This is a genomic window from Actinophytocola glycyrrhizae (assembly GCF_042653545.1).
GTDB lineage: Bacteria > Actinomycetota > Actinomycetes > Mycobacteriales > Pseudonocardiaceae > Actinophytocola > Actinophytocola glycyrrhizae.
Genome location: NZ_JBHSIS010000002.1, coordinates 366420 through 389020, shown reverse-complemented (window position 1 = coordinate 389020; position 22601 = coordinate 366420). Strand labels below are relative to the sequence as shown.

Annotated in this window: 22 protein-coding genes; 11 read left to right on the top strand and 11 right to left on the bottom strand. The window is 70.5% G+C overall.

The window, feature by feature from the left end; all coding sequences use genetic code 11:
* The first annotated feature begins 380 nt into the window (after positions 1 to 380).
* Genes ACFPCV_RS01810 through ACFPCV_RS01800 form a run of 3 tightly spaced genes read left to right on the top strand, consistent with a single transcriptional unit; the run spans position 381 to position 3770 of the window.
* Entirely contained in the window at positions 381 to 1916 is a 1536-nt protein-coding gene (locus ACFPCV_RS01810; protein ID WP_378053740.1) for a tryptophan halogenase family protein, read from the top strand.
* 40 nt (positions 1917 to 1956) lie between these two features.
* Entirely contained in the window at positions 1957 to 2430 is a 474-nt protein-coding gene (locus ACFPCV_RS01805; protein ID WP_378053738.1) for a flavin reductase family protein, read from the top strand.
* Positions 2427 to 3770: a cation:proton antiporter domain-containing protein gene (locus ACFPCV_RS01800; RefSeq protein WP_378053736.1), complete on the top strand. Its 1344-nt coding sequence runs from the start codon at positions 2427 to 2429 to the stop codon at positions 3768 to 3770. Before ACFPCV_RS01805 ends, ACFPCV_RS01800 begins: the two co-directional genes overlap by 4 nt.
* Here ACFPCV_RS01800 and ACFPCV_RS01795 read toward each other — a convergent pair.
* Both ACFPCV_RS01795 and ACFPCV_RS01790 read right to left on the bottom strand, forming a co-directional pair.
* Positions 3743 to 4879, bottom strand: coding sequence for a S1 family peptidase (locus ACFPCV_RS01795; protein ID WP_378053734.1), 1137 nt, complete (start codon positions 4877 to 4879; stop codon positions 3743 to 3745). The genes ACFPCV_RS01800 and ACFPCV_RS01795 overlap by 28 nt on opposite strands.
* Before the next feature lie 109 nt (positions 4880 to 4988).
* Complete coding sequence (locus tag ACFPCV_RS01790) at positions 4989 to 5576, bottom strand: TetR/AcrR family transcriptional regulator (RefSeq protein ID WP_378053732.1); 588 nt, start codon at positions 5574 to 5576, stop codon at positions 4989 to 4991.
* A 19-nt stretch (positions 5577 to 5595) separates the two neighbouring features.
* On the opposite strand from ACFPCV_RS01790, the gene ACFPCV_RS01785 reads away from it, so the two are divergent.
* Positions 5596 to 6435, top strand: a complete 840-nt coding sequence (locus tag ACFPCV_RS01785) for an alpha/beta fold hydrolase (RefSeq protein WP_378053730.1) — start codon at positions 5596 to 5598, stop codon at positions 6433 to 6435.
* Positions 6436 to 6582: 147 nt separating this feature from the next.
* Here the strand turns inward: ACFPCV_RS01785 and ACFPCV_RS01780 are convergent, their stop codons facing one another.
* The 5 genes from ACFPCV_RS01780 to ACFPCV_RS01760 form a co-directional block, all read right to left on the bottom strand.
* On the bottom strand, positions 6583 to 8145 hold the full coding sequence (locus ACFPCV_RS01780) for a penicillin-binding transpeptidase domain-containing protein (RefSeq protein ID WP_378053728.1): 1563 nt from the start codon (positions 8143 to 8145) through the stop codon (positions 6583 to 6585).
* Positions 8146 to 8234: 89 nt separating this feature from the next.
* On the bottom strand, positions 8235 to 8612 hold the full coding sequence (locus ACFPCV_RS01775; RefSeq protein ID WP_378053726.1) for a hypothetical protein: 378 nt from the start codon (positions 8610 to 8612) through the stop codon (positions 8235 to 8237).
* A gap of 357 nt (positions 8613 to 8969) precedes the next feature.
* Positions 8970 to 9746 carry an endonuclease I family protein gene (locus ACFPCV_RS01770; RefSeq protein WP_378053724.1) on the bottom strand — a complete coding sequence of 259 codons (777 nt, stop codon included), beginning with the start codon at positions 9744 to 9746 and terminating at the stop codon, positions 8970 to 8972.
* A gap of 205 nt (positions 9747 to 9951) precedes the next feature.
* Positions 9952 to 10791: an alpha/beta fold hydrolase gene (locus ACFPCV_RS01765; RefSeq protein ID WP_378053722.1), complete on the bottom strand. Its 840-nt coding sequence runs from the start codon at positions 10789 to 10791 to the stop codon at positions 9952 to 9954.
* Positions 10792 to 10857: 66 nt separating this feature from the next.
* Complete coding sequence (locus ACFPCV_RS01760) at positions 10858 to 11091, bottom strand: hypothetical protein (RefSeq protein WP_378053720.1); 234 nt, start codon at positions 11089 to 11091, stop codon at positions 10858 to 10860.
* Positions 11092 to 11238: 147 nt separating this feature from the next.
* Between ACFPCV_RS01760 and ACFPCV_RS01755 the strand changes: the two genes are divergently transcribed.
* On the top strand, positions 11239 to 12294 hold the full coding sequence (locus ACFPCV_RS01755; protein WP_378053718.1) for an NAD-dependent epimerase/dehydratase family protein: 1056 nt from the start codon (positions 11239 to 11241) through the stop codon (positions 12292 to 12294).
* A gap of 8 nt (positions 12295 to 12302) precedes the next feature.
* Here the strand turns inward: ACFPCV_RS01755 and ACFPCV_RS01750 are convergent, their stop codons facing one another.
* Positions 12303 to 13772 carry an FAD-dependent oxidoreductase gene (locus ACFPCV_RS01750; protein WP_378053716.1) on the bottom strand — a complete coding sequence of 490 codons (1470 nt, stop codon included), beginning with the start codon at positions 13770 to 13772 and terminating at the stop codon, positions 12303 to 12305.
* Between the two features lie 6 nt (positions 13773 to 13778).
* Positions 13779 to 14681 carry an AurF N-oxygenase family protein gene (locus ACFPCV_RS01745; RefSeq protein WP_378053714.1) on the bottom strand — a complete coding sequence of 301 codons (903 nt, stop codon included), beginning with the start codon at positions 14679 to 14681 and terminating at the stop codon, positions 13779 to 13781.
* Between the two features lie 132 nt (positions 14682 to 14813).
* Between ACFPCV_RS01745 and ACFPCV_RS01740 the strand changes: the two genes are divergently transcribed.
* Entirely contained in the window at positions 14814 to 15527 is a 714-nt protein-coding gene (locus tag ACFPCV_RS01740) for a VOC family protein (protein WP_378053712.1), read from the top strand.
* Positions 15528 to 15764: 237 nt separating this feature from the next.
* Here the strand turns inward: ACFPCV_RS01740 and ACFPCV_RS01735 are convergent, their stop codons facing one another.
* Positions 15765 to 16013: a hypothetical protein gene (locus tag ACFPCV_RS01735; protein ID WP_378053710.1), complete on the bottom strand. Its 249-nt coding sequence runs from the start codon at positions 16011 to 16013 to the stop codon at positions 15765 to 15767.
* A 241-nt stretch (positions 16014 to 16254) separates the two neighbouring features.
* Complete coding sequence (locus ACFPCV_RS01730; RefSeq protein ID WP_378053708.1) at positions 16255 to 16917, bottom strand: SDR family NAD(P)-dependent oxidoreductase; 663 nt, start codon at positions 16915 to 16917, stop codon at positions 16255 to 16257.
* 454 nt (positions 16918 to 17371) lie between these two features.
* Here ACFPCV_RS01730 and ACFPCV_RS01725 point away from each other — a divergent pair, with 454 nt between their 5' ends.
* The 5 genes from ACFPCV_RS01725 (at position 17372) to ACFPCV_RS01705 (ending at position 22596) form a co-directional block, all read left to right on the top strand.
* Positions 17372 to 18190 carry an IclR family transcriptional regulator gene (locus tag ACFPCV_RS01725; protein WP_378053706.1) on the top strand — a complete coding sequence of 273 codons (819 nt, stop codon included), beginning with the start codon at positions 17372 to 17374 and terminating at the stop codon, positions 18188 to 18190.
* 270 nt (positions 18191 to 18460) lie between these two features.
* Complete coding sequence (locus tag ACFPCV_RS01720) at positions 18461 to 19309, top strand: ABC transporter permease (protein ID WP_378053704.1); 849 nt, start codon at positions 18461 to 18463, stop codon at positions 19307 to 19309.
* A 38-nt stretch (positions 19310 to 19347) separates the two neighbouring features.
* Positions 19348 to 20397 carry an ABC transporter substrate-binding protein gene (locus tag ACFPCV_RS01715; protein ID WP_378053702.1) on the top strand — a complete coding sequence of 350 codons (1050 nt, stop codon included), beginning with the start codon at positions 19348 to 19350 and terminating at the stop codon, positions 20395 to 20397.
* Position 20398: 1 nt separating this feature from the next.
* On the top strand, positions 20399 to 21826 hold the full coding sequence (locus ACFPCV_RS01710) for an FAD-dependent oxidoreductase (protein WP_378053700.1): 1428 nt from the start codon (positions 20399 to 20401) through the stop codon (positions 21824 to 21826).
* Entirely contained in the window at positions 21826 to 22596 is a 771-nt protein-coding gene (locus ACFPCV_RS01705) for a DUF4437 domain-containing protein (protein WP_378053698.1), read from the top strand. The genes ACFPCV_RS01710 and ACFPCV_RS01705 overlap by 1 nt, the downstream gene beginning before the upstream one ends.
* Positions 22597 to 22601: the final 5 nt, after the last annotated feature.

Here is a 22601-nt window from a genome sequence, read left to right as displayed (position 1 = left end):
CGCGAAGCGGGCGTGACCACGACCAACGCAACACACGCACAAGGCGGACCACGAAACGATCGGTGGATCCAGGCCCAACGCCCCGAAAGCGTCTTTCGGGGGGCGTGGCCGCCCCGGGGGGCGCGTGCCTTTCGTGCTGGGCCGAAAGGCGGCTGGCGGAGAGGTCTCCTCGTCCGCTATGGACGTCCACAATGGGTTTCTCGGTGGCCGATTAAATGATCATCGAAATGATCATGATTCTGGCTTCGGCGCAGGTCAGGATACGTGCGGTGATCCGATCGCTACTGCCTGTACGACAAACAGCCTATTTACACGATCGATATCCTCGGAGCGTTGTCCACTGACTACACACTGTGTCCTCACGGCGAGGAGAGCCCTGAATGATCCGATCCGTAGTGATCGTTGGCGGCGGTACCGCTGGCTGGATGACGGCCAGCTACCTCAAGGCCGCCTTCGCGGACCGAATCGACGTGACCTTGATCGAGTCGGTGCGGGTGTCCCGTATCGGGGTCGGAGAGGCCACGTTCAGCACGTTGCGACACTTCTTCGACTACCTGGGGCTCGACGAGCGGGAGTGGCTTCCGCGTTGTGCGGGTGGGTACAAGCTGGGGATCCGGTTCGAGAACTGGAGTGAACCCGGCGGGTACTTCTACCACCCGTTCGAGCGGTTGCGGACGGTTGACGGGTTCAGCCTCGCCGACTGGTGGCTCGCCGGGGACCGGGCCGAGCCGTTCGACTCCGCCTGTTACCTCACCCACGCCCTGTGCGAGGCCAAGCGGGCACCCCGCATGCTCGACGGCAGCCTGTTCGCGTCCGGGCTCGACGGCTCGCTCGGCCGGTCGACGCTCGCCGAGCAGCGATCGCAGTTTCCCTACGCCTACCACTTCGACGCCGACGAGGTGGCTCGCTACCTGTCCGAGTACGGCACCGCGCGCGGGGTGCGGCACGTCCGTGACGACGTCGAGGCCGTCGGGCAGGACGCGCGTGGCTGGGTCACGCACGTGCGGACCAAGGAACACGGCGACCTCACCGGTGACCTGTTCGTCGACTGCACCGGGTTCCGCGGGCTGCTGATCAACCAGGCGATGGGTGGCGAGTTCGACTCGTTCGCCGACGTGCTGCCCAACAACCGGGCGGTCGCGTTGCGGGTCCCGCGTGAGGACGCGACCGAGATGAGTCCCTACACCACGGCCACCGCCATGAGCGCGGGCTGGATGTGGACGATTCCACTGTTCCGCCGCAACGGCAACGGGTACGTCTACTCCGACCAGTTCATCTCCCCGGAGGAGGCCGAGCGGGAGCTGCGGGCCGCGGTGGCGCCGGACCGGGACGACCTGGAGGCCAACCACATCCGGATGCGGATCGGCCGCAACAAGGAGACCTGGATCGGCAACTGTGTCGCGATCGGGTTGTCCGCCGCGTTCGTGGAGCCGCTCGAGTCGACCGGCATCTTCTTCATCCAGAACGCGATCGAGCAGCTCGTCAAGCACTTCCCGGACGAGAACTGGGACCCGATGCTGCGGACCGACTACAACAACCGCATGGCGCGCATGGTCGACGGGGTCAAGGAGTTCCTCGTCCTGCACTACAAGTCCGCGCAGCGCGAGGACACGCCGTACTGGAAGGAAGCGAAGATCCGCACCATGCCGGACTCGCTCGCGGCGCGGATCGAGCTGGCCCGCTCGCACCTGCTCGACGAGGAGACCGTCTACCCGTACTTCCACGGGTTCGAGACGTACTCGTGGAACACGATGAACCTCGGGCTCGGGGTGGTGCCACCCACGGCGCGGCCCGCGCTGCGGCACATGGACCCCGGGCGGGCGCAGGCGGAGTTCGCGCGGGTCAAGGCGGAGGGGCGCCAACTCGTCGCCGCACTCCCGAGCTGCTACGAATACCTAGCCAGCATCAACGACTGACGTGCCGCCTCGGTCGGGACCGGACGAGTTCCGGTCGTTCATGAGCACGTTCTGCACCGGGGTCACCGTCATCACGGCCGTCGGCCGCGACGGCACACCACACGGGCTGACGTGCACGTCGCTGGCGAGTGTCACCGTCAGCCCGCCGACGCTGATGGTGTGCCTGGACGTGCGCAGCGGCACGCTGGCCGCCGTCCGCGACAGCGGCCGCTTCGCGGTGAACCTGTTGCACGAAGGCGGTCGCCGGGCGGCGGAGGTGTTCTCCTCCGCCGTGCCGGACCGCTTCGACCAGGTCCCGTGGCGGCTCGGCGAGACGGGGCAGCTGTGGCTCGTCGAGGACGCGTTCGCGGTGGCCGAGTGCCGGGTCGCGGACGCCGTCGTGGTCGGTGACCACGTGGTGGTGTTCGGGGAGGTCGTCAACACCGAGCAGCGCGCGGAAACCCCGCTGCTGTACGGGATGCGGCGGTTCGCCAGTTGGGAGGGCGCCTCGGCGACGACGGAGCGGGTGCCGTGACGGCACAGGTGCCCCGGCAGGCGTGGCCCGGGGTGGTCGGCGGGCTCGTCGTCCTCGCGGGCGCCGCCGTGCTGTGGGGACCGGCGCTGCTGCACGGCAGGCCGGGCGACCCGGTCGCCCGGTTCCTGTTCTCCGTCGCCGTGATCCTGTTGGTGTGCCACGTGTTCGGTGCGGTGCTCAAGCGGTTCGGGCAGCCGCCGGTGCTCGGCGAGGTCGTCGGCGGGCTGGTCCTCGGCCCGTCCGTGCTCGGCCTGCTGTGGCCCTCCTCGCAGGGCTGGCTGTTCCCGGAACCGGTGCTCACCGCGCTGAACCACGCGGCGCAGCTCGGGCTGATCGTGTTCATGTTCCTGCTCGGCTGCGAGCTGCGGACGGACCGGATCGGCAGCAGGCGGGTGGTCGGCGCGACCGTGCTCGGCGGGATGGGGCTGCCGTTCGCCGCGGGGGCCGGGGTCGCGCTGGCGGCACCGGCGCTCGGTGGCGGCGGGACCGGGTTCGTGCTGTTCTTCGGGCTCGCGCTGTCGATCACCGCGTTGCCGGTGCTGGCGCGGATCCTCGTGGACCTCGGGCTCGCGGACACCCGGCTCGGCGCGACCGCGTTGTCGTCGGCGGCCGTCGGCGACGGGGTGGCGTGGTTCGGGCTCACCGTGATCCTGGCGGGCACCGGGCTGTCCGGCACCGGGGACGTCGCGACGACCGCGGGGCTCGCCGTGGCGCTGGTGGTGGCGACGGTCCTGTGTGTGCGGCCCGCGCTGCGGGCGCTGGTGGCGCGGGTCTCGTCCACGCAGCTGTTGCTCGGCACGCTCGTGGTCGGCGCGATCGGCTACGCCGGGGTGACTTCGCTGATCGGGCTGCACCCGGTCATCGGGGCGTTCCTGTTCGGTGTGGCCGTGCCGAGGAACGTGCCCGCGGTGACCAGGATCGGCGAACAGCTGCAGGGGTTCGCGATCGGCATTCTGTTGCCGCTGTTCTTCGCCGGTGTCGGGTTGAGCACCTCGGTCGGCCTGCTCGGCGAGTCGGCGGGGAACTGGCTGCTGTTCCTGCTGGTGCTCGCCGTCGCGACGGTCGCGAAGTTCGTCGGCACCGGCGGTGCGGCGTGCCTGGCCGGTCTCCCGGTCCGCGAGTCGGTGCGGCTCGGCGCGCTGATGAACTGCCGGGGCGTGACCGAGCTGGTGGTGGCGACGATCGGGCTGCAGTACGGGTTCGTGAACGAGCTGGGCTTCACGATCCTGGTGCTGGTGGCGGTGCTCACGACCGCGGCGACCGGGCCGCTGGTGAGAGCCGTCACCGCGCGTGGCGGTGACGGCTCCCGTGATCAGGCGGTGACGAGTGACAGTCCGTAGACGCCGAGGATCTCGTTCACCGGCTGGAACCAGGTCTGACCGCCGGTCGAGCAGTTGCCCCACCCGCCGGAGGTGACACCCTGGGCCTGCTCACCGGTGATGAACGAGCCACCGGAGTCGCCGGGCTGGGCGCACACGCTGGTCTTCGTCATCTGGTGCACCGCACCCTGCGCGTAGTTGACGGTCTCGTTCTTCGCGAGGACCGTGCCGCAGTGCCAGTGCGTCGTCGACCCGGACCGGCAGATCGACGAGCCGACCGGTGCCTCGGCCGAACCGCGGACGAGCCGGTCGGCCACGGTGCCCCAGCCGAGCACGACCGGCGCGTTCCACCAGCCGCCGCCGGTGCGGATGAACGCGTAGTCGTTGCCGGGGAAGGAGGAACCCGCGAACGTGCCCATCCACGACCCGTCCCAGCCGACGACCGAGCTGTTCACGCCGCCGCAGTGCCCGGCGCTGACGAACCCGCCGTGCACCGAGAACCCGATCGAGCAGCGGGTGTTCCCGTTGATGTAGTACGGGTCGCCGCCGACCGTCCCGGCCGCGAACGTGGTGGGTGTCGCGGCGACCTCCTCCACGACCACCGGCCCGAGCTTGCGGGCGGCGGCGAGGAAGGCGTCCGCGTCCCCGCCCTTGCGCACCGTGACGACGAGCCCGCCGCGGCGGGGGTCGACCCGCCAGGCGGCGACGTCGGCGGGCGCCTTCATCGTGTCGAGCTTGGCCTTGGCGGCGTCGAGCGCGACCAGCGGCTGTCCGACCTGGACGACGTCCGCGCCGGTGGCCAGCACCGCGTCGCGCACCGCCTTGTCCGAACCGGACAGGCCGACGGTGAGCTTCCCGGTCTTCGCGTCGAACCAGGACCCGCCGTACGCGGCGCCCGCCGCGGCCTTGGCGACCGGGTCGACGCTCATCGCGGTCGTCTCCTGGCGGAGCCGGGTGCGCACCTGGTCGGCGGTGAGCCCGAGGTCGCGCTGCATGGCGGCGACGAACCCGTCCGTTGTGGGAGGCGCGGCCGCCGGGCTTGCGGTGGACGTGCTCCCACCGGCGAGGACCGTGCCCAGCACGAGGAGCGCGCCGGCGACGGACGCGCACAACTTTCTGGATCTGTTCATTTGTGCTCTCGTTTCTCAGCAGGGGTCGAGAGGATGAGAGCGCTCTCACGGACCACCGTGGTATGTCGGGCACCCGTCCGTCAAGGTCTAGACCACAGTTCGATTTTGTTCACCCGCCGAACAGTGCGGTCAGCCGGTAGTCGATCAGGGTGACCGCGTCGTCCGCCGAGTGGGTGCCGAGCAGGACGGCTGACGCGAGGCCCGCCGCGGTCGCCAGCAACGCGTGGATCTCGTGTTCGACATCTGCCCACTCCGGGAGGGCGGCCTTCCGCAGCGCCGGGACCAGTTGCCCGGCCAGGTCGCGGGGCAGTCGGCTCATCAGCTCGCGGATCCCCGGATCGGCGAGCGCGTGGGACAGGTAAGCCGTGTAGACCGCCGACAGCCGGTGTCCCTCCTGGGTGATCGGCAACAGGCCGAGCAGGCACGCGCGCAGGATCGCCCTGGGGTCGGCCGACGGCAGAACGGTCGCCGCGGCCGCCTGGACCCGGACCGCGGCCAGTTCCACCAGGCGTTGCAGTCCGTAGTGGACCATCTCCGCCTTGGTGGGGAAGTAGTACTGCACGAGGTTCATCGAGATTCCGGCCTCGGCGGCGATCCGGCGCAGAGTGGCCGCCCGCAGGCCCTCCTCGGTGGCGACGCGCCACAGGGCGGCGGCGATCTCGTCCCGGCGCTGTCCGTGGTCGACCCGTTTCGGCATAGCCGCTATTATGGTGCAAGTGCACGATAAAAACGGCGGCTTTCCCAACGAGAAGACGCGGGCGCGGTACCTGGCGGTGTACGACGAGTTGCTCGACTGGCCGGTGCCGCACACCGAGCTGACCGTCGAGACCCCGTTCGGCCCGACCCACGTGCGCCGCAGCGGAGACGGGCCGCCGCTCGTGCTGTTGCACGGGGTCTCGGCCACGTCGATCATGTGGCAGTCGGTCGTCGCGGGGCTCGCCGCGCGGCACACGGTCTACGCGGTCGACACCATCGGCGAGGCGGGACGCAGCGTGCAGACCGCCCCGCTACCGGACGCGGCGTCGCACGCCGAGTGGCTTGAGGCGGTGCTCGCCCGGCTCGACCTCGGCGCCGCGCACCTCGTCGGGCTGTCCCGTGGCGGGTGGCTCGCGCTCAACCAGGCCGTGCACGCACCGGCGAGGGTCGCCGCCGTGACCGCGTTCGACCCCGGCGGGTTCGCGCCGGTCGGCTGGCGGATGCACCGGTGGATGATCGCCGGGTTGCTGCTGATGCTCGCCCCGGCGGCGGTCCGGGCCCGGTTCGCGGACAGCCCACGCTACGGCGCGTTCGTCAACCCGACCGTGCGCAGGCTGGTCCTGGCCCAGCTTCCCTTCCGCCCCAACGGATTCGGCATGGGCACGTTCACCGACGCCGAGCTGGCGGCCATCACCACGCCGACCACCGTCGTGCTGGGCGGGCAGAGCCCGGTGCACGACGCGGCCGAGGTCGCGGCACGCGTGCGGGCGGTGAACCTCGCGGTCCGCGTCGAGGTGCTGCCCGCCGTCGGGCACGGCAGCGAGCTGCTCGACGCGGACCTGCTGGGCCGGTACGTCTGAATGAGTGATCCGATGTTTGTCTAGACTCTGGGCGACACCCACAGGCCCCCCAGAGCCGTGAATGGGCCGTTCAGGGCGCTCAGCGACCTGAACGCGCCTTTCAGGGCATTGCCACGCCGTCAACGCGCAGTGCGGGCCCCGGGTGCCTCAACCGAGTCCGGTGAGGAACGTTCTCGTGACGGCGACCGCTGTCGACGACGAGCCGGCGTCCTCCACCAGTACGGCGAAGGCGAGGTCGTCGCGGAAGCCGGTGAACCAGCCGTGGGCGCTGTCGGCGGTTTCCGCGGTGCCGGTTTTGCCGTGCACCCGCCCGAGGTCCGCGAGTTCGGTCGCCCGGCCCGACGTCACCACCTCGCGCATCATCGTGCGCAGGGCACCGGTCACCCCCGGCCGTGGAGCTTCGTAGCCCGTCGTCACCTCTGTCGGCAGGGTCGGCCACAGGCGTGGTGTCACGGCGCTGCCGTCGGCGACGGTCGCGCTCATCAACGCCAGGCCGAACGGGCTCACCTGCACCTGCCCCTGACCGATGCTGTTCTCCACCTGCTGCACGACGTCCGCCGCCTGCGGCACACCGCCGATCTCCGTGTCGATGCCCGGGATCACGAAGTCGGCACCCAGGCCCAGCTGGTCAGCCGCGCTCGGGAGGGCGTCGAGCGGGAGGTCCGCCGCCGCCATGGCGAAGCTGGTGTTGCACGACTGGGCGAACGCCGTCCGCAGTGGCACGTCGCCGAGTTCGAAGTCCGCGTTGCGTATCGTGCGCCGGTCGACGGTCGTCGAGCCGGGGCACGGCACGGTCGTGTTCACGTTCGCGCCCGCCTCCAGGAGTGCGGTGGCCGTCGCGACCTTGAACGTGGAACCCGGCGGGTACAGGCCCTGCAACGCGACCGGTCCGTTGCCCGCCGTGCTGTTCTGCGCCACCGCGAGGAGATCGCCCGTCGACGGCTGGATCGCGACCACCGTCGTCGCGAGGTCCTGTGCGTCCACCGCCGCCTGTGCCGCCTGCTGCACCGGCCTGCTGACCGTCGACGTGAGTGCCTCGGTCCTGGTGCCGTGCAACACCGCCACGTCCTTGCCCGCGCCGTCGGTCAGCGCCACGTACCACGCGCCCGTGCCCACGACCCTGCCCATGCCGGGCAGCAGCACCGGTGCGGCGGCCGGCGCCACCGCCGTCGCACCGGTGGCGGTCCACTCGAGCAGTGGGGTGCCGTCGCGGTCGAGCACCGCGGCCTGTCCCGCCTGGTCGCGCAGCGCCAGGTTGTGGCCCGCCGTCAGCTTCGGGTGCACCAGCGCAGGCTCCCAGTGCACGCGCCACTCGCCGTCCTCGACCAGCCGCAGCGCGCTCTCGTAGGACCAGGTGCGGCCGGGACCCAGCTCCCACGTGAGCGTGAACCGCTGCTCGGCGGACTCCACGAGCGTGTTCCGGTTCGCGGTCACCGAGGTCGGCGCGAGTGACTGCCACACCGCCGCCAGCTGGGTGGCCGCCGTGGCCGCGTCGTCGGTCAGCGCGGCCGCCTCGGTGGTCCGGCCCGACGTGAACGCGGCCATGAACGCGCCGGTCACCTCGAGCGCGGTCGGCGGGATCCTGGCCGCGGCGACCGGTTCGGCGGTGTCCTCGGGCCGCAGTTGCAGCACACCGAGCGCGGTGATGACGACGACCAGCACGACACCGGCCGCGATGACGAGTTTCCGGTGCGCCACAAGATCCCCCATGATGTCGCCCGACCGGCACCGACATTACCGTGACGTGCCGAGATCCCGGCGCCGGTTTCGACCGGTGGCCGACAGCGTTTCCGCCGGCGTCAGCGGGTGCCGCCCCGGCGGGCCGTGGCACGCACTCTGGCCCGTGCCCTCGCCAGCGGAGTCGGCAACTCGCCGTCGCCGTCCGGGTCGGGCAGCGCCAGCAGTTCGTCGATGACCTCGTAGGCCGTTCCCCTGGTCTGCCACAGCACGGTGCTGGCGAGCATGATGTTCGGTTCGCTGTCCGGCAGCCGGGTCGCGGTGGCCTCGTCCTCGCCGTACAGCTCGAAGATGTCGATCACGCCGTGGTGGACGCGCACACCGACGAGCGCCTCGATCCCGCCGTCGGCCCCGTGGTCGGTCGCGAACTCGAAGTGCAGTGCGCGCATCGACTGGAGCCGGGCGCTGATGTCGTCGGGTGCGCCTTCGTGTCCGGCCATGTCGGCATGCCCCCACCCGGAGAACGGTCGCGGCGGGTGGGGCGGGGGCTCGGCCTTCCCCGTCGCTTTGAAAAGACACCGTACCGGATGTGTGAACTGTATACAGCACGCCGTGCCACTTCCGTTGCGAGGAAGACGGTGCCGCGTTCGCCGTGCCTGCGGTCAGCGTGACCGTCAGCGCACCGGTCGACGCGACACCGCAGAGCCGCCTGTTCCTTGCCCCATCGGTTTCGTCGGTTCACGAACCGGCCGGCGCACAGCGCCCCGGCCCACTCCGCGATCCTGCCGCGCGGAGCGCGGCCTGGCACATCCGGCGAAGGGGCGACATCCGGGTCCCTCGCGATGGGGACCGCGGTGTCACCAGATCGTGTCCGCCCACTCCGGGTGGTCGACGAACGGGTTGCGGTTGTTCTGGTACTGCTCGAAGATCAGGTCGTTGCGAGCCTGCTCCGCGGCGTCCGGCGGGTCCTGCGTGTGCCACTCGAGCAGCACGGAGATCCTGCCCATGAACGGCGCCGAGCCGTTGCCGACCGAGTCGTTCGGCTCCAGGTCGGCGAAACCGTCGTCGCCGTCGTAGCGGACGGCCATGTAGAGGATGCCACGGGCGATGTCGCCCTTCACGGCGTCGCGCGGCTCGAACGAGTCCTCGTCGACGCGGCTCTCCGGCGCGTCGTCCACCGGCGAGCCACCGTTGTCGAAGTCGAGGTTGCCCCTGGTGGAGTTGACGCCGACCTCGGAGGGGCGCAGGTGGTGCAGGTCGGTGCCGGGACCGGGAGAGGTGCCGAAGTCACCGTGGCTCTTCGCCCAGGTGTGCTCGCGGTTCCACTGGTCGGCGGCACCGCCGTTGGCGTCCTCCGGCATGGCCGCGCCGCTGTATATCATGATCACGTTGGCGGGGTCGGCCGGATCCTCGTCCGTGGCCTTCAGCGCGTCCCACACCTCGTCGTAGCTCAGGTGTGTGCCGGTGCCGATGATCTCGTGCAGGGCCGAGTGCAGCTCCGCGCCCGTCTTGCCCGCCGCGGCGTCGTAGTAGCCGGGCGGGATGTCGGCCGAGGCGCTGGGGACGAGGAATGCGGCAGCGCCGAGCGTGATGCCGACGACGGCGAGCAGGGGTGTCCGACGTAAGGCAGGCATGTGTTGCTCCAAGGGGGACCGGGGCACCTGTTGAAGGAACCCTGACATGCCTGGCTGTTGGTTTGACACCAACGAACGTCGGGGATCGTCCGACATTCGTCACCGGTCCCGGCACGCTCGACCTCCGCACCTGCGACGTCGTCAGCGGCACCTCGGATGGCAGTACCACACAGTTCGCGGGTGTCTGCGTGCCCCGCGTGGCGGGTCAGCGCAGGAACGCCGCGACGGCGGGCACGAACCACTCCGGGTCGTCCAGCCACGGGAAGTGCCCGCCTCCCGGTTGAACGGCCAGTTCCGCGGCGGGGAACAGCCCCGCGTACTCGGCCGCGCACTTCGGTGGGAGCCCGACGTCGTACTCGCCCGCGACCAACAGCACGGGTGCGGACAGCCGGGCGAGGTCGGCACGGGCAGCGTCCGGGTCCAGCGCGTTCGCCGAGTAGTACACGGCGGCGCCGTCCGCATTGCTCTCGCCTGCCTCGCGGGCGACGAACGCCACGCGGTCCTCGTCCCAGCGGCCGTGCGAGAACGGCGCGATCGCCGGCCAGTTCGCGCTGGAGAAGTCACCGGACCAGATCCGTTCGAACGCGGCGAACGCGTCCGGGAACCAGCGTTCGCCCCGCCGCAGCTCGGCGACCTCCCTGCGCGCCTCGTCGGTGACCTCGATACCGATCGGCCGGGTGCTGGGAGTGACGAGCACGAGCCTGCCGACCCGGTCGGGATGGCAGGCGGCGTACAGCAGTGCGAGCGAGCCGCCCGCGGAGTGCCCGAGCAGGTCGATCCGTTCCAGTCCCAGGTGGTGGCGAAGGGCCTCGACGTCGTCGACCTGCCGGTTGCAGCGGTAGGTCTCCGGGTCGGCGGGGACCGCCGAGTCGCCGGTGCCGCGCAGGTCAAGGCGTACGAGTGTGCGGTGGGCGGACAGGCCGCCGAGGTTCCCCAGGTAGGCAGAGGCCTGCATCGGGCCGCCGGGCAGGCAGATCAGCGGAGCACCCGAGCCGGACCGGTGGTAGGCGAGCCGGGTGCCGTCAGAGGCGATGAAGGTGGCCACGTCCGGGAAGCTTAGGGAAGGGTTCGGCCGGCGCCACCGCCGACCGAACCCCCGGGAACATGCCGGTCAGGAGGAGAGCCGCCTGGCGAGCATCGCCTTGCCCTGTTCCGCGCCCTTGCGGCTTTCGCCCTGCGCGCGGCGGAAGAACTCGGCGAGCTCGTTGTCGCCCGTCCGCTCGGCGTCCTGGATGTAGCTCTCCAGGCGCAATGCGTTGCTCAGGCAGGCTTCCACGAACCAGATGATGTTGTAGTCCTTGTCCTGCGTACCGGTGACGTTTCCGGTCTCGGCAGTGGTGGACATCCTTCCTCCTTCTCGACGTCGCTCTGTTGCCTCTCTCTGTCGGCTACCCACTTTCCGGGCACTGATGCGTGTGGATTGGGCCGGCGCTGCGCGGGTAGTCCGCACACCGGCGACAGGCAACCAGTGTCCGAAGTGGAGTGTGCGCTGATGAGAATCGTGGTGACGGGGGCGAGCGGCAACGTCGGCACCGCCGTGGTGCGGGCACTGAGCGCGGACGAGCGGGTCGATGCGATCACCGGGCTCGCGCGCCGCGAACCGGAATGGGACGTGCCGAAGCTGCGGTGGGTCACCGCGGACCTCGGCGAGGACGACCCGGACGCACTCGACGCGGTGCTGGCGGGCGCGGACGCGGTGATCCACCTCGCGTGGCTGTTCCAGCCCGCGCGGCAGCCGCTGGTCACGTGGGAGACCAACGTGCTCGGCAGCATCCGGGTGTTCGACGCCGTCGTCCGCAACGGGGTGCCCTCGCTGGTGTACGCGTCGTCGGTGGGTGCCTACTCGCCGGGACCGAAGGACCGCCAGGTCGACGAGACCTGGCCGACGCACGGCTGGCCGGAAGCCGCCTACACGCGGGAGAAGGCGTACCTGGAGCGTGCGCTCGACGCGTTCGAGACACGGCACCCGGACGTGCGGGTCGTGCGGATGCGCCCGGCGTTCCTGTTCCAGTACGCGTCGGCGAGCGAGCAGCGCAGGCTGTTCGCCGGGCCGCTGCTGCCGAACAAGCTGGTGCGCCCCGAGCTGGTCCCGGTCGTGCCGGACCTGCCCGGGCTGCGGGTGCAGGCACTGCACACCGACGACGCCGCCGACGCGTACCGGCTCGCCGCACTCGGCGACGCCCGGGGCGCGTTCAACCTGGCCGCCGACCCGGTGGTGGACGCGGGCCTGCTGGCCGAGCTGCTGGACGCCCGTGTCGTGCGGATGCCGGCGTGGCCGGTGCGAGCCGCGGTGGTCGCGGCGTGGCGGCTTCGGCTGGCACCCGCCGCGCCAGAGCTGTTCGACGCGGTGCTGCGCTTGCCGCTGATGGACACGAGCCGGGCCCGCACCGAACTCGGCTGGACCCCGCGGCACGACGCCGCCGAGGTGATGGCCGAGTTCCTGGCCGGGCTGCGGGAAGGCGCGGGCCTGCCCACGCCGCCGCTCACGTCCGAGATACCCGGTGGCAGGGCGGCGGAGCTGGCGAAGGGTGCGGGCAGCAAACCCTGAGCGGCCCTTCAGCCCCTGCGGAAGCGGCGCCTGCGGTTCCTGGTGAGCACGCCTGCGGCGGCGTCATCGAGGAGTGCGCCCACCGTCTCGGCCGCGCACGCCTTGTTGGCGCCGATCCCGCCCGTCGGGCCGCGTTTGACCCAGCCGACCACGTAGGTCCCGGCCCGCACCCGCCCGCCGGTGTTCGGGATCGTGCCGGTGGCCTGGTCGAACGGCAGCCCTGGCAGCGGGACGCCCCGGTGCCCGACCGAGCGGACGACCTGGCCGGTCGTGATCTCCACCCCGTCGCTCACCAGCAGCCCGCGCACCTCGCGGTCGCCGACGATCCGCAGCGGCGCGGAGTGGAACCGCAGCACGATGCGCCGCCGCTCGTGCCGCGGCGGCGTCGACCAGTCGACGGCCTCCCTGCGCACGTCCCGTAGCAGCGCGGCCTTCCCGGCCGGACCCGCCGCGTCGATCGCGTCGGTGGTCCTCGGGTCGTGCGCGTCGACGACCAGGCCGACCTCGTCCTGGCCGGTGAGCGCGAGCAGCTCCGGCATCGTGTACGCGGCGTCCTCCGGCCCCCTGCGCCCGAGGAGCACGACCTCGCGGACCTTGCTCGACCGCAGCGCGGCCAGCGCGTGCGGCGCGATCGACGTGCCCGCCAGTGTGGCCGGAGCCGCGGTCAGCACGCGGGCCACGTCCACCGCCACGTTCCCGTTGCCGACCACCACGACCCGTTCCGCCGACAGGTCCACCGCGTCGGCGGGCACGTCCGGGTGGCCGTTGTACCAGCCGACCACCGTCGTCGCGGCGACGCTGCCCGGCAGGTCCTCGCCGGGGACGCCCAGGTCACGGGCCGCCGACGCACCAACGGCGTAGATGACGGCGTCGTGGCGTGCCGCCAGCTCGTCGGCCAGCACGTCACGGCCCACCTCGACACCCAGCCGCAGCTTCAGCCGCGGGTGGGTGTGGAACCGTGAAAACACCTCGCCGATCCGCTTCGTGGACGGGTGGTCGGGTGCGACCCCGAACCGCACGAGCCCGCCAGCGACCGGCAACCGGTCGACCAGCGTCACGGTCGCGTTGGTGTGCAGCAGCAGGTCCTCGACCGCGTACATCCCGGCGGGCCCGGTGCCGACCACCGCGACGTGCAGCGGCGCGAGGTCGCTCGGGATGACACGGTGGAACGTCGGCTGACCCCACGCGTGGAAGTTCGGCGACGACGCGGTGTCCTCGGTCGGCTTGTCCGCGTAGTAGTCGGCGTTGATGCCCGCGTAGGGCTTCAACGGCGCGGTCAGCGCGTCGACGGGGAAGATCGCGTCGACGGGGCAGGCGTCCGCGCAGGCGCCGCAGTCGATGCAGGTGCGCGGGTCGACGTAGAGCATCTCGGTCGTGCCGAAGTCCGGCTCGTCCGGGGTGGGGTGGATGCAGTTGACCGGGCACACGGCGACGCACGACGCGTCGCTGCAACAGGTCTGCGTGATCGCGAACGCCATGGGTGCTCAGATCAGGTTGGCGCGCTTGTAGAAGCGCGTCGCCGCACGGGTGAGCAGCCCGCAGGAGTCGAGGAACTCCATCAGCCCCGCGCAGCTCGAGCGCAGCATGGACTTGTGGTGCTCGTTGGCCTTCGCCTCGCGCAGCGCCCGCCTGGTGTCGAGGCCCGCGTTCGCGTACACCTCGTCGTTCCACATGCTGGTGACGATGTGGTAGGCGGCGATCGAGACCACCAGTGCGTTGATCTGCCTGCGCAGCCGACCCGCGCCGCGCAGCCGTTCCCTGGTCTCCTCGCGGGCGAACTTCATGTGCCGCGACTCCTCGACCACGTGGATGTTGTTGATGGTGCGGACGAACGGCGCCACCCGCTCGTCCCGCATCCAGTCACGCTGCATGACGTCGAGGACCTCCTCGGCGACGAGGATCGCCGCGTACGCGGCCTCCCCGAACGCGACCGCCTTGAACACGCGGCCGAGCTCGACGACGTGCCACTTCGGCCGGTAGGCGGGCGCGCCGAGCTTCGCGGCACCGCGCGCGAACATGATCGAGTGCCTGCACTCGTCGGCGATCTCGGTCAGCGCCCACTGGAACGCCGGGTCGGTCGGGTCCTTCGCGTAGAAGTCCCGCAGCACCATCTGCTGCAGGATCATCTCGAACCAGATCCCGGTGCTGGCGACCGAGGCCGCCTCCTGGCGGGTGAGCGCCCGCTGCTGATCCGGGGTCATCTCCGCCCAGTAGGACGTGCCGTAGAGGGTGCTCCACTCCGGGCTCGTACCGTGGTGGGCGGTGTCGAGCGGCGTCTCCCAGTCGACCTCGTGGACGGGGTCGTACGACAACGTCTCCGACGAGTCCAGCAACCTGCGTGCCACGGTCTGGCGGTCGGCCTGGTCGTGCGTGTCGATCGTGGTCATGGGAAGCTCCCTGATGACGCCATGTTACCTCGGTTAACTGTTACCCAAGGTAACACGAACTGCTGCCCGCGCGCGACCACCGCTGACCTGGGCGTTCTCGTTTTTGTCGGTGACCGCGGGCATGATGCGCGTATGGCTGTGACAGGACGTTTGGAGCTGGCCGCGTTCGACGCGCCGGACATCAAGAGGCTCGAGGAGTTCTACACCGCGCTCACCGGCTGGCAGACCGTGCGCGACGTGGGCGACTGGATCACCCTGCGCGGGAGCGACGGACAGGAGATCGCGTTCCAGAAGGCCCCGGACCACGTGCCGCCGCAGTGGCCGGGGCAGGACCTGCCGCAACAGGTCCACCTCGACCTGTTCGTCGAGGACCACGAGGCGGCCGCGAAACGGGCGGAGGAGCTCGGCGCCACCCGGCTCGCCGACGGGGCCCACTGGATCACGCTCGCCGACCCGGCGGGGCACCCGTTCGACCTGTGCCGCAAAGAAGGGGTCGGGCCGGAGATGACGCTGTTCGCGGTGACCATCGACGCGCCGGACGCCGTCGGCCTCGCCCGGTTCTACGCGGCGCTGATGGGCATGGAGCTGACCTACGAGGGGCCGGAGGGCGCACTCATCGCCGGTGACGGGAAGAGCGTGATGTTCCAGCAGATCGCGAAGTACACCCCGCCGAGGTGGCCGGACCCGTCCGCGCCTCAGCAGGCACACCTCGACATCCACGTCGACGACCTCGACGCGGGGGAGGCGCGGGCGCTGGAGTTGGGCGCCACCCGGTTGCCCAACGAGGAGAAGGACTTCCGCGTGTTCGCCGACCCGGCGGGACACCCGTTCTGTCTCACCGCATAGCAGCGGTCCGGCTAACCCGGTTCACAGCACCATGGCCACGGCGCTGACACGTCGTGAGTGCTTGCGAATGCCGTGAGAGTGCCGACGGGGACACCGGGCGTCCCTGTCGGCACTCTCACGACCTCGGCCAGCGCGCGGCGGAACTGGTCGTGCGGTTGGTGAGGCGGGGCCGTGAGTACGGGGTGGTCCCGCTGTTCGCGACGCAGGAGGTTCTCTGATGTCAAGAAGCGACCTGCGCTAGATCAGACCGAGCACCCCCTGCGCGACAGCGCCGACCGCGATCAGCCCGGCGACAGCCTTCCACTTGGGCTGCCGGTCCTGCTCCGTCTCCCACATGAACGCCATCCGCCACGCGATCGCCAACGCGATCAGCGCCGCGACCGGTGCGAAGAGGTTGGTCTTCCGCTCCTCCACAAGTTCGCCGTTGACCACAAGCTCCTGGTAGGTGCCCATGAAGATCACGAATGGCAGCGACAACACAACCACGGCGGCGATGGTCATCTTCACCTGACGGTTCATGTTCGGTGGACGACGCATCCTCATAGTCGGTTCCGAGTGTCATCCTTCTGTGATCCAGGCAGCGACTGTTCTCGCCGGATGGGGAGGTCTCGACGGACTGAGGTCGCGCCGCCACGCACCCCCGTGCCACAGGAACAGCCTTCGAGCGCCCGTGGCGGCGCGCGGTCGGCCACCCCGACCGCGCCGAAGCGACCGTCGCGGGTACCTGTCAGCCCATCCACATGCCGCCGTTGACGTCGATGACCGTGCCGGTGATCGACGCGGCGGCCGGGGAGCAGAGCCAGCCGACCGTGCCCGCGATCTCCGCCGGGTCGGTCACATGGCCCAGGGGGATCGACGCGCGCAGGTCCGACATCTCGTGGTCGGTGAGGCGGTCCAGCATCGGGGTGGCCACCGGGCCGGGGGCGAGACAGTTGACGCGGACACCGCGGTGCGCCTGGTGTCTGGCCAGGTGACGGGTCAGCCCGATGATGCCTGCCTTCGCGACGGCGTAGGCGGGGCCGGACAGCTCGTTGCCGCCGTGGCGGCCGTTCACCGAGCTGAACAGGACCACGGAGCCGCCGTGCGCGAGCTTGGGCAGCGCCTGGCTGGCGACCACCGCCGCGGAGGTGAGGTTGTCGTCGAGGACGCGGCGCCACTGCGCCAGGTCCAGGTCCTCGATCCCGCCCCTGCCCACCGAACCGGCGGCGTGGACGACCACGTCCAGCGACGGCACGTCGGCGAGTGCCGTCGCGACCGCGACCGGGTCGGCGGCGTCGAGGCCGAGTGCCCGGTCCAGCACCACCACGTCGTCGCCGCGGTCCCGGAACCAGTCCGCGCACGCGCCTCCTATGCCACCCGCACCGCCCACCACCAGCGTTGTCGTACCCATGTGCGCATTGTGCGCGCCGGCCGGCCCGGCCGGGTCGTGTCATGTCTCACTGTGATCACCTAGATGATTGATTCCGTGAAGTCGGTGTGAGTGGGCGGTCGGTCGTCGTGTGCTGGTCGCGTGGCTCCGGTTCACGTTGTGGTGGGTTTGTCCTCGCCGGACGGGCAGGTCTCGGGGATGGCAGGGAGGCCCTATGGGTGGGCTTGCGCCACCGTCGGGGTTGCGCGGGCAGAGGCCCCGCTTCGCGGGCCCGGGGCGCGGAGCGCCCGGGGGTTTGGTGCTGTGAATGGTGCGTTGACGGCGTGGTAATGCCCTGAAAGGCGCGTTCAGGGCGCTGGGCGTCCTGAATGGCCCATTGACGGCACTTGTTTGCTGTGAACACGTCTTTCACGGGTCCGTATGCCAAGCCACTTCACATGATCTTCACGAAATCAATCGTCTAGAATCCGTCGGCATGGCGGCTGAGCGGGTGACACGTGGGCCTGTCTCGCCGTCCGCGGACAGCGAGGACGGCGAGACGAGCAGCGGCATCACGCGTGCCCTCAAGGTGATCTTCGCGGTGGCGGAGTCGCAGGAGCCCGACGTCGGGGTGTCCGAGCTCGCCCGCACCCTCGGCTACAGCAAGACCGTCGTGCACCGGGTCGTGCGGACGCTGGTGGCGAGCGGGTTCTTCCTCGTCGACGAGCGCACCCGGCGCTACCGGCTCGGGCCGGGCGCGGTGAGCGTGGGGCTGGCCGCGCTCGCGCGCATGGAGGTGCCGAGCATCGCGCAGCCGCACATGGAGCGGCTCGTCGCGGCCACCTCCGAGACCGCGACGCTGTCGGCCCGCTACGGCGACCAGCGGATGTACCTCGCGCAGGTGCTGTCTCCGCAGGAGATCCGCATGGCGGTGCCGCTCGGGCAGCTGTTCCCGCTGCACGTCGGGGGGTCGTCGAAGGCCATCCTCGCGTCGCTGGCGCCCGACGAGCTGACCGGCTACCTCGACCGCGCGCTCGCGGGCACCGTGTCGGTGACCAGCCGCGAGGAGCTGGAGGACCAGCTGCGCCGCATCCGGCGCCGCGGGTACGCGGTGAGCCTCGGTGAGCGGCAGGTCGACGCGGGCTCGGTCGCGGCCCCGGTGTTCGACGCGACCGGTCGTGTTTACGGAGCGTTGTCGATCTGTGGCCCGGTCGCCCGGATCAGCGAGGACAAGATCGCGGAGTACGGCTCGCTCGTCACCGAGGCGGCGGCCGCCGTCTCGACTGGACTTGGCTACCGGCGCACCGGAGTCTGATCTTTACCCGCAAGGAATCTGCGTGACGGCGGCGTTTCGCCCGCAGCTCACGAGTCCGGTGAGGACACACCGCACGGTCTGATGAGGACTGTCATGGTGACACTGTGCTTCTGTGCCCGTGCGCACGGTCCGTAACGAATGAATTCACCCGGGATTTGGGTCCGCGATGCCTTGACCGTGCTTCGAACGCCTGCCTAGCATACCGGCATCCGTTACGGCGTTCCGCTAAGCGTTACGCGAGTCGCCAAGGATCCCCGTGGAGGACACCGCATGGTGAGTGCGACGCAGGCCCCATCCCGACCCGAGACCCCGGCCGCCCCGCGGGCGGCGCGCAACGGGAACGGGCCCCGATGGCTGTTGTGGGTGACGACGCCGCTGATCTTCGCGGCGATCATCGGGCTCTGGAAGCTGTACACGGTCGTGTCCGGCGTCAGTGAGCTGATCATGCCGCCACCCGAGAAGGTGTGGACCGCACTGATCGAGCTGCTCGGCGACGAGATGATCTACGAGGCCACGTACGTGACCTTCTACGAGACCGTCGTCGGCTTCGGTATCGCGGTCGTCGTCGGGGTCACGCTCGGCATCGTGCTCGGCAAGATGCGGTCACTGGAACGGGTGCTCTCGCCGTTCCTCGTGGCGACACAGGTGGTGCCGAAGGTCGCGATCGTGCCGATTCTGTTGCTGTGGTTCGGTTTCGGCCTCTCGTCCAAGATCTTCATGGCCGCGATCATCAGCTTCTTCGTGATGATGCAGAACACGATCCTCGGCATCCGCTCGATCGAGGCCGGCCACCGCGACCTCATGCGCGTCATCCAGGCCCCCTGGTGGAAGCGCGTGATCTCCCTCGACATCCCGTCCTCGCTGCCCGCCGTGCTCACCGGCATCGAGCTGGGCATCGTCTTCGCGATCACCGGCGCGATCGTCGGTGAGTACCTCGGTGGCGACGAGGGCCTCGGCGCGCTCGCCACCGTCATGCTCGCGGCACTGCGGACCGACCAGCTGTTCGCCGTCGTGATCATCATGACCGTGCTCGGATTCCTGCTCTACGCCGTGGTGGCGGGCATCCGTCGGTTCGCGATCCCCTGGCACGAGTCGTCAGGGCGCGCCACCAGCCTCTAGTCCTTCGTGGACCCAGCAGAACCCAGGAGTCCGGCACCATGGATCGACGCTCTTTCCTGCGCAACAGCGGCCTTTTCGCGATCACGACCGCCGCTGGCAGCACCTTCCTGATGGCGTGCGCGCCCTCGACCGGGAACGACTCGGCCAACCAGGCCGCCCCGGACCCGGACGCGCGTGACGCCACGTTCATCACCCCGTTCCAGCACATCATCAACTACGCCGACGTCTACGTCGCGATCCAGGAGGGCTACTTCGCCGAGGAGAGCCTGCGGGTCGACGTGGTCGGCGGCACCGGCACGGCGAGCTCGGTCTCCCAGGTGACCGCGAACCAGGGCCTGGTCGGCAAGGCCGCGGCGGTCATCACCTGCCCGCTGATCGCCGACACCGGCACCGAGATCATCACGGTCGCGCAGGGCGACCAGCGCAGCCAGTACAGCGTCGCGTCCAAACCGGACAACCCGCTGACGCATCCGGAACAGTGGCAGGGCAAGACGATCGGCGTGATCTCCAAGGGCGGCTCGACCGAGCTGCTGCTCGACGCCATGTCCGTGGCGGAAGGACTCGACCCCACCAAGGTGCGCAAGGTCGTCACCGGCGCCGACGTCGGGTCGCTGGAGTTCCTGAACCGCGGCGAGGTCGACGGCTTCATCACCTACCTCGGCTCGGAGACCGCGTTCAAGCAGCGCGACATCGAACTGAACTACCTGAACACCGACGAGTTCGCGAAGATGCCGGGCGACTCCTACTTCGTGAAGACCGCGGACGTGGATGCCGAAGCCGAGGCGATCGTCGGCTTCCTGCGTGCGTCCCGCAAGGCATACCACTTCCTGGAGAAGCCGGAGAATCTCGACAAGGTGCTGTCCGCGGTCGGCGAGTTCAACCAGGTCGAGGTCAGCGACGAGGAACTGGCCCAGCTCAAGGTCGAGGCACAGGTGACGTTGTGCAAGCCGGACTCCGGTGACTACCTGGCCGTCGACATGCCTGCGTGGGAGTCCGCGGTCGAGCTGATGCGCAAGTCCGGGATCATGAAGGACACCACGCGCCCGGTCGAGGACTTCGTCACCACGAAGTTCGTGGAGCAGATCTGAGTTGGGCGGCACGGACAGGGCCGACCTGCTGATCGTCGGCGCGGGCACCGCCGGACTGCCGGCGGCCATCGAGGCCGCGAGGCACGGGCTGCGGGTCACCGTCGTCGAGCAGGCCGACCAGGTGGGCGGCACGCTGTGGCGGTCGTGGGCGCAGCTGTCGGCGGGTGGCACCGCGTTGCAGCGCGAGCGCGGCATCCACGACAGCCCGGACCTGCACTTCGACGACGTGATGCGGATCAGCAAGAACACCGCCGATCCCGCGCTCGTGCGGCTCGCGGTGGACCACGCGCCGGAGACGGTGGACTGGCTGGTGTCCGCCGGGTTCGACATGGACCCGGCGGCACCCGCGATCCTGTACTTCCACGAGCCGTACGCGCTGCCCCGCACCTACTGGGGCAGGCGCGGCGGGAACTCGGTGCTGGAGGTGCTGATCCCGAGGTTCGAGCGGGCGTGCGCGGACGGCGCGGTGACGTTGCTGCTCAACACCACGGTCACCGCGTTGCGTGCCGACGGGGCGAACCGGGTGGTCGGGGTGACCGTGTTCGGGCCCGACGGCGTGCGTGCCGACCTCGACGCGGACCACGTGCTGCTCACCAGCGGCGGCTACTCGGGCAACGCGGAGCTGTTCCCGCAGCTCACCGACGGTGCGCCGCTGGTGGGGCCGGGTGCGCCGACGTCGACCGGCACCGGTCTGCTCGCCGCGCTCGACCTCGGCGCGAGCACCAGGGGCGGCGACCTGTACCTGCCCACCTACGGCGGTGTCCTGCTGCCGGACAGTGCGTCGAGGACGGTCCCGCTCGACGACTACCCGCAGCTGACCCCGCAGTCCCGGCTGCCGTGGGAGATCCACGTCAACGAGCGCGGGGAGCGGTTCGTCGCCGAGGACGCCGACAGCGTCGACGTCCGCGAGAACGCGCTGCTTGACCAGCCGGGCCTGCGGTTCTGGGTGGTCTACGACGACGTCGTGCGGCAGAAGTCGCCCGCGCTGTTCCCGTCGTGGGCCGAAGAGGACCTGGCGGAGGCGTTCGCCACGCACCCGTCGTTCGCCACGGCGGACACGATCGAGGAGCTGGCCGAGCGGGCCGGGGTCGACCCGGCGGGGCTCGCGCGCTCGGTCGGGGAGTACAACGCGGCGGTGGCCTCCGGGGTGGACCCGTTGGGGCGCACGCACCTGCCGCTGCCCATCGAGCGGGCGCCGTTCTTCGCGGTCCGCAACCACGGCTCGACGCTCAAGAGCCCGGCCGGGCTGGTCGTCGACGGGGACCTGCGGGTCATCGCGGCCGAGGGCCCGGTCGAGAACCTGTACGCGGCTGGTGAGGTGCTCGGCGGCAGCACGTTGTCGGGCAAGTCTTTCGTGAGCGGGATGAGCGTGACGCCCGCGTTGTCGTTCGGGCGGCTGATCGGCCGCCGGGTCGCGGGGAGTGCCTGATGTGGAACCGGTCCGATGTGGACTTCGTCGACAGTGCGGACGTGCCGTGGGAGCGGCCTGCGGAGGGTGAGTTCGGGGTGGCCGGCGGCGGCCGCAGGCGGGTGCTGAGCCGGGACCCCGGGGACGGCGCGGCGACCGCCGTGCAGCGGGTGATCGACGCGCAGCGCGGGGTGCTGGCCGCTGAGGCCGACATCTACGTGCTCTCCGGCGGCGGTGTCCTGAACGGCGAGCCGATCGCGGTCAACGACTACGTGCACGTCGCGGCGGGCGCCGAGGTGGACCTGGTGCCGGGCGTGCGCGGGCTGGTGCTGTACTGCGGGTTCTGGGCGCCGCCCGCGTTCGGGCCGGGTGCCGGGGATCGAGGTGGGGTCGCCGTCACCCACACCGAGCGTCTGCAGTGGACACCGGCGACGTGGAGTGGTGAGGTGGAGCTGCGGCCGGGCGCGATGCTGAAGACGTTGCGCCGCGACGACCGGGCCTACATCTACCTGGCCGCGATGATGCCGGGCTGGCGGTCCGAGTCCGAGGAGGCCCACCCGGTCTACGAGGAGTCGTACAAGATCTACGGCGACGTCCTCATGGGTGCTCGGGGTGTGATGCGGGAGGGCTCGTACTTCTTCCGCTCGCCCGGCGTCTTCCACGGGCCGCTCTACTCACGCGGCGGGACGATGTCGTTCATCCGGTCCGACGCGGCGACCACCACCGAGTACCGGGACCCGCCGCCGGGTGGCGCGTGGGACGAGCTGGCGAGGCAGGCGTATGTCGACTGAGACCA